The organism is Pseudomonas sp. PNPG3 (assembly GCF_023093815.1).
Taxonomy (GTDB): domain Bacteria; phylum Pseudomonadota; class Gammaproteobacteria; order Pseudomonadales; family Pseudomonadaceae; genus Aquipseudomonas; species Aquipseudomonas asiatica.
Genome location: NZ_JALLKV010000012.1, coordinates 90,928 through 96,927 on the forward strand (window position 1 = coordinate 90,928; position 6,000 = coordinate 96,927).

General features: G+C 62.8%; 6 protein-coding genes. 2 read left to right on the top strand and 4 right to left on the bottom strand.

Annotated features, from left to right (window positions below; genetic code table 11):
* Positions 1-22 precede the first annotated feature (22 nt).
* The 3 genes from ggt to MJ643_RS11015 all read right to left on the bottom strand — a co-directional run bounded on the left by ggt (position 23) and on the right by MJ643_RS11015 (position 3,477).
* Positions 23-1,690 carry a gamma-glutamyltransferase gene (gene ggt / locus MJ643_RS11005; RefSeq protein WP_013974228.1) on the bottom strand — a complete coding sequence of 556 codons (1,668 nt, stop codon included), beginning with the start codon at positions 1,688-1,690 and terminating at the stop codon, positions 23-25.
* Positions 1,691-1,807: 117 nt separating this feature from the next.
* Positions 1,808-2,704, bottom strand: coding sequence for a LysR family transcriptional regulator (locus MJ643_RS11010; protein WP_024087744.1), 897 nt, complete (start codon positions 2,702-2,704; stop codon positions 1,808-1,810).
* Between the two features lie 182 nt (positions 2,705-2,886).
* Positions 2,887-3,477 (bottom strand): NAD(P)H-dependent oxidoreductase, encoded by a 591-nt coding sequence (locus MJ643_RS11015; RefSeq protein WP_013974230.1) that lies wholly within the window; start codon positions 3,475-3,477, stop codon positions 2,887-2,889.
* Between the two features lie 158 nt (positions 3,478-3,635).
* On the opposite strand from MJ643_RS11015, the gene MJ643_RS11020 reads away from it, so the two are divergent.
* Positions 3,636-3,950, top strand: coding sequence for a putative quinol monooxygenase (locus MJ643_RS11020; protein ID WP_003258316.1), 315 nt, complete (start codon positions 3,636-3,638; stop codon positions 3,948-3,950).
* Here the strand turns inward: MJ643_RS11020 and MJ643_RS11025 are convergent.
* The gene (locus MJ643_RS11025) at positions 3,940-4,704 is read right to left on the bottom strand and encodes a sulfite exporter TauE/SafE family protein (protein ID WP_013974231.1); all 765 of its coding nucleotides are present in this window, start codon (positions 4,702-4,704) and stop codon (positions 3,940-3,942) included. The genes MJ643_RS11020 and MJ643_RS11025 overlap by 11 nt on opposite strands.
* Before the next feature lie 77 nt (positions 4,705-4,781).
* On the opposite strand from MJ643_RS11025, the gene MJ643_RS11030 reads away from it, so the two are divergent.
* A complete protein-coding gene (locus MJ643_RS11030) occupies positions 4,782-5,663 on the top strand; it encodes a LysR family transcriptional regulator (protein WP_013974232.1) in 882 nt (293 codons plus the stop codon).
* The last annotated feature ends 337 nt before the right edge of the window (positions 5,664-6,000 follow it).

The window sequence follows — 6,000 nt, forward strand, 5'->3', positions numbered from 1 at the left end:
CCTCCCAGCATTCTGGCAGGTATTACTTGACGATCATGCCTACCCCGCGCCCACGCGGATCCGAAGCGGTCTCCAGCTTCGTCCCATCAACCCGGATCGCCTGGATATCCCCCATCTCCCAGCCCTGGTCCTCCAGCACATAGCCCATCTTCTTCAGTTCATCAGCCACCGGCCCGGTAAGCGGTGCATAGCTGTCGAAGTAGATGGTGTCCTTGGGCAGCAACTGATGGTGCACGCGCTGCGCCGCCACCGCCTTGTCCAGCGGCATGCCGTAGTCGTACAGGTTGTTCATCACCTGGAAGATCGAGGTGAAGATCCGCGAGCCACCCGGGGTGCCGATGACCAGCTCGACCTTGCCATCGCGGGTCATCAGGCTGGGGCTCATGGACGACAGCATGCGCTTGCCCGGGGCGATGGCATTGGCATCGCCACCTACCACACCAAAGGCATTCGCCGCCCCCGGCTTGGCGCTGAAATCGTCCATCTCGTCGTTGAGCAGGAAGCCGGCGCCTTTCACCACCACACCACTGCCGTAGTCGAGGTTGAGGGTGTAGGTGTTGCTGACCGCATTGCCCTGCTTGTCGACGATCGAGAAGTGCGTGGTCTGGTGCGGTTCCAGGCCCGGCTTGACCTTGTCGGTATCGGAAATGGCCTTCGGGTTGACCTGCGCGGCGCGCTTGGCCAGGTAGTCCTTGGCCACCAGCTGATCCACCGGCACTTTGGTGAAGGCCGGGTCGCCAAGGTAGTCGGCGCGGTCGGCGAACACGCGCTTCTCGATCTCGGCCAACAGGTGTATGTACTGCGCCGAGTTGTGCGCCACCCCCTTGAAGTCCGCCGCCCGGTTTTCCTTGATACCCAGCAGCTGGGCCAGGGCGACACCACCGGAGCTTGGCGGTGGCGCGGTATACACCACGTTGCCACGCCAGCTCACGGCCATCGGCTCACGCCATACGGCCTTGTAGTCCTTGAGGTCCTGCTTGGTGATCAGGCCCTTGTCGGCCTGCATCTGCGCCACCAGCAGATCGGCGGTCTTGCCCTGATAGAACTCGCTCACGCCCTTGTCGGCGATGCGTTCCAGGGTCTGGGCCATTTCCGGTTGCTTGAAAAGCTCGCCGACCTTCATGTTGCCGAAGTAGTCGTTGAAATTGGTCGCGGTCTTGAACATGCCCTGGGCGTCGTTGCGGTACTGGTACTGCTTGGCCGCAACCTTGAAGCCGTTTTTCGCATAGCCGATGGCCGGGGTCAGCAGTTCGCTCCAGGGCAGCTTGCCGAACTTCTGATGCGCCTCCCACAACCCCATCACCGTGCCCGGAACGCCAGCAGCACGTGCCCCGACCAGGCTGAGGTTTTCGATGACCTCACCCTTTTCGTCCAGGTACATGTTGCGCGTGGCGGCCTTGGGCGCGACTTCGCGGTAATCGAGGAAGTAGGGTTTGCCGTCTACGAACAGGGTCATGAACCCGCCACCGCCGATGTTGCCAGCCTCGGGATAAGTCACCGCCAGGGTGAAAGCCGTGGCCACTGCCGCATCCACCGCGTTGCCGCCTTTCTTGAGGATATCGGCGGCCACCTGTGCACCATATTGATCGGGCGCGGCCACTGCGCCGCCCTCAAGATTGGCGGCATGGACCGAGGAACAGCTCAGGATCGCGGCTGCGAGAGCCAGGTACTGGAACGGAGCAATACGCATGACACTTCCTTGGTGTTGTTTTTGTTGAGCAGTCAGTAAGGCCGAAGCGCTTCGACTGTGCAATCAACCGCAGGAAGTTTCGCCGCCCGTGGACAGGACCTGTCGCGTTCAGGCAACTCAGCTGGCGTACATCGCCAACTTGCGCTGGATGAAATCGAGGAAGCACTGGATACGCAGCGCCAGCTGGGTGTTGCGGTAGTACACCGCATGGATCGGCTGGCGATAGCCGTTGTTGGCTTCGCTCAGCAGCACTTGCAGGCGCCCGGCGCGGATGTCCTCGTGGGTCATGAAGTGCGAAAGGCTGACGATGCCCTCGCCGGCCAGCGCCAATTGGCGCAGGGTCTCGCCGCTGGAGGCGATCAGCGCCGGGCGGATGCTCCAGCGGTCACCCTGGGCATGGCGCAGTGGCCAGTGGTTGAGCGATTCGGGCTGGCTGAAGCCAAGCAGGCAGTGGTTGGCCAGGTCCTCAACCCGCTGCGGCGTGCCGTGTTGCTCGAGGTAGGCCGGGCTGGCCAGCACCTGTACCGGGCTGCATCCCAGGCTGCGCGCGTGCAGGCTGGAGTCGGCGAGTTCACCGATGCGGATTGCCACATCGGTGCTCTGCTCCAGCAGGTCGATGATCAGGTCGTCGGTATTGAGTTCCAGTTCGATGCCAGGGAATTGGCGGCGGAACTCACCGATCCACGGCAGGATGGCATGCAGCATGAACGGCGCGGCGGCGTTGATGCGCAGGCGCCCGGTGGGGGTCTGGCGGTTCATCGACAGGCGCTCTTCCATCTCGTCCATCTGTTCCAGGATCAACCGCGCGCGCTCGAGGAAGAAGCGGCCCTCCTCGGTCAGGTCCATGCGTCGGGTAGTGCGGTTGACCAGCGTGGTACCCAGCTTGCCTTCAAGGCGCGACAGGGTACGGCTGACGGCAGACGGAGTCTGGCCCATCTGCTCGGCAGCAGCGGAAATCGAGCCGCAGTCGATGACGGTGACAAATACCTGGAGTTCTTCGGATCGGGTTTTCACATCTGCGCCTGTGATTGGTCTCTGCAGGGATAGATAGCCGCTTGTCGAGGCCAAGTCCAGCGGTGCCTGTGTTGGCCTCTTCGCGGGTAAACCCGCTCCCACAAGTGCTGCACGGTTGTCAAAGACTGTGGGGTACCTGTGGGAGCGGGTTTACCCGCGAAGAGGCCAGCACAGGAAAAACCTTACTGTGCCTTGCCAAATACCTTGTCCAGATGCGCCTCATAGGCCGCCAAAGCAGCCGGCACATCCGGCCGCTTCATCACATCCACCGCCAGGAAAGTCGGCAACCCGGTCATGCCGAGGAACTGGTTGGCCTTGTGGAATGGGAAGTACACCGCGTCCACCCCCTTGCCCTCGAAGAAATCGCTAGGGTCGTCGAATGCCTGCAGCGGTGCATTCCAGGTCAGCGAAAGCATGTACTGCTTGCCGTGCACCAGGCCACCACTGCCGTACTTCTGCGAGTGGTCCGAACGGGTACGGCCGTCGTTGGCATACAAACTACCGTGGCCGGCGGTGAACACCTCGTCGATGTACTTTTTAACGGTCCATGGCGCGCCCATCCACCAGCCGGGCATCTGGTAGATGACCACATCGGCCCAGAGGAACTTCTCCACCTCTTCCTGGGCATCATAGCCACCGTCGATGAAGGTCTGGCGTACATCGAAACCGGCCCGGTCCAGGTGAGCGATGGCCGCTTCGTGCAAGGTCGTGTTCAGACGACCGTCGGAGTGGGCGAACTGTTTACCACCGTTGAGCAAAAGGATCTTCTTCATGCGGGCCTCGCGGAAAAAAAATTCAGGCCGGCAGGTTAGGGGCTCGCGGGCGCGGGATACAGTAATGCAGCGGCAAAATACAATTGACCTGAAGTCACGAATCAATAATGCATTATTGCTTTAGAATCGCATCACCTCCCATCACCGAGTAGCGACCCATGAGTGAGCAGTACGCCTTCATCCTCAAAGCCAAGACCCGCCCGGAAATGGCTGAAGCGTTCGAAACCCTATTCCGCGCTTACGTCGAGCCAAGCCGCCAGGAGCCGGGCTGCATCGAGTACCACATGCTGCGCGACAAGCAGGACCCGAGCCTGTTCGTGTTCTTCGAGGTCTGGGCCGACAAGGCCGCGCTGGATGTGCATTCGGCACTGCCGCACATGACCGCGTTCTTCGAAAAACGCATGGACTACCTGGAACGCGATTTTGACATCCAGATGATCGACATGCTCAGCGCATCAAGCGCTAACCGCTGATCAGCAAATGGCCGCCGAGCGCGGCCAGGCCGATGAAGAAGCACCGTTTGAACAGCGGCGTACTGATGCGCTGCCGCAGCCACTGGCCGGCCAGCATGCCGACGAAGGCCGGCGCCAGCATCAGCAGCGAAGCACCCAGCGCCTGGCCACCCAGGGCATGCTGCCCGGCCAGGCCAACGGCCAGGGCCAGGGTCGAAACCGTGAACGAAAGGCCCAGGGCCTGGACCATCTGATCCCGATTCAAACCCAGGCTCTGCAGGTAGGGTACAGCCGGTATCACGAACACCCCGGTCGCCGCCGTGACCACGCCCGTGACCAGCCCGCAAAGCGGCGCCAGCCAAAGCTCCCGCCCCGGTGCCAGGCGCAGGCCCGGACCGACCAGCCCGTACAGCGCATACACCATCAAGGCCGCGCCCAGTGCATGTGCGGCCCAAGGGCCGCTGTTGATCCCCAGCCAGGCGCTGCCCAGCAAGGTACCGACGAAGATCATCGCCAGCATCGGCCACAGGCGTGCCAGCAACCTCCGCAGGTGCCCCCCACTGGCCAGCTGCCAGAGGTTGGTGAGGGTCGAAGGCACAATCAGCAATGCCGCAGCCTGCGCCGGTGACATAGCCAGGCCCAGCAGGCCCATGGCGATTGTCGGCAAGCCGAGGCCGATCACCCCCTTCACCGCGCCGGCCAGCAGGAAAGTCAGTACCACCAGCAGCGACAGCGCTGGGCCAATGTTCTGGTAGAAAGCGAGCAAGGTATTCATGGGCCGATGATGGCGTGCGTCGGCCGGGCTGAAAATCTGCCATATACTCAGCCAGACTCTTGCCAGGACAGAGCCACATGCATTTCGACCTGATCGACCTCAGGCTGTTCCAGCACACCCTGGAGTGCGGCAACATCACCGCCGGTGCCAGCCGCAGCCATCTTTCGCTGGCAGCAGCCAGTGCGCGGATCCGCGCCATGGAGGCTTCGCTGGGCATCCCTTTGCTGGAACGCAACCGCCGTGGCGTGCAAGCAACTCTGGCCGGCCAGGCACTGCTGCAGCATGCCCGGCTGATATCGCAGCAGGTCGAGCGCCTGCAGTTCGACCTGGGCCAGTACGTTCAAGGGCAGCAGGGCCAGGTGCGCCTGCTGTGCAACACGGCTGCACTCACGGAATACCTGCCGGAGCTGCTGGCCGGCTACCTGGCTGAAAACCCAGGCGTCAGTGTGGATGTGCAGGAGTTGCCGAGCCTGCGCATCGTGCAGTCGATTACCCAGGGCATGGCGGACCTGGGCATAGTTTCAACCGCCGCCCCCAGCGAGCACCTGCAGACCCGGCCGTTTCGCGAAGACCCACTGGTGCTTGTAACGCCGCAGCGCCATCCACTGGCCAGCGAGGAAGCGCCGAGCTTCATCGATAGCCTGGCCCATGGCTATGTCGGCCTGGGTGCCGGCAGTGCACTGGCGTTGTACCTGGAAGAGCAGGCACTGCGCGAGGGCCGGCGCATGCGGGTTCGGGTGCGTGCCGAAGGGTTCGATGGCGTGATCCGCATGGTTGCGGGCGGAGCCGGAGTAGGGATTGTGCCGCTGGCTGCGGTGAAGCGCTGGCAAGGGGTGTTGCCGTTGCACTGGGTGGCGATGACGGAACCATGGGCCAATCGCCGGTTGCTGGTGTGTGCACGCGACTTTGCGGCATTGCCGGGGTATGCCGCAGGGTTGGTAACCACCCTCACCCGCTGACGAAGTGGATGGCACGGGCTTCGCCCGTGTTCGCGGGTGAACCCGCTCCCACAGGATATGTGGTAGCTCTCGGATGGACGCTATACCTGTGGGAGCGGGCGAGCCCGCGAAGCAGGCACCGCGATTGATGGCACGGGCTTCGCCCGTGTTCGCGGGTGAACCTGCTCCCACAGGATGTGTGGTATCTCTCGGCTGGACACTATACCTGTGGGAGCGGGCGAGCCCGCGAAGCAGGCACCGCGATTGATGGCACGGGCTTCGCCCGTGTTCGCGGGTGAACCTGCTCCCACAGGATGTGTGGTATCTCTCGGCTGGACACTATACCTGTGGGAGCGGG

Bases quoted from the DNA above. Each gene is read 5' to 3' on its own strand.
- ggt (WP_013974228.1), bottom strand. From the start codon at position 1,690: ATGCGTATTGCTCCGTTCCAGTACCTGGCTCTCGCAGCCGCGATCCTG.
- MJ643_RS11015 (WP_013974230.1), bottom strand. From the start codon at position 3,477: ATGAAGAAGATCCTTTTGCTCAACGGTGGTAAACAGTTCGCCCACTCC.
- MJ643_RS11020 (WP_003258316.1), top strand. From the start codon at position 3,636: ATGAGTGAGCAGTACGCCTTCATCCTCAAAGCCAAGACCCGCCCGGAA.
- MJ643_RS11025 (WP_013974231.1), bottom strand. From the start codon at position 4,704: ATGAATACCTTGCTCGCTTTCTACCAGAACATTGGCCCAGCGCTGTCG.
- MJ643_RS11030 (WP_013974232.1), top strand. From the start codon at position 4,782: ATGCATTTCGACCTGATCGACCTCAGGCTGTTCCAGCACACCCTGGAG.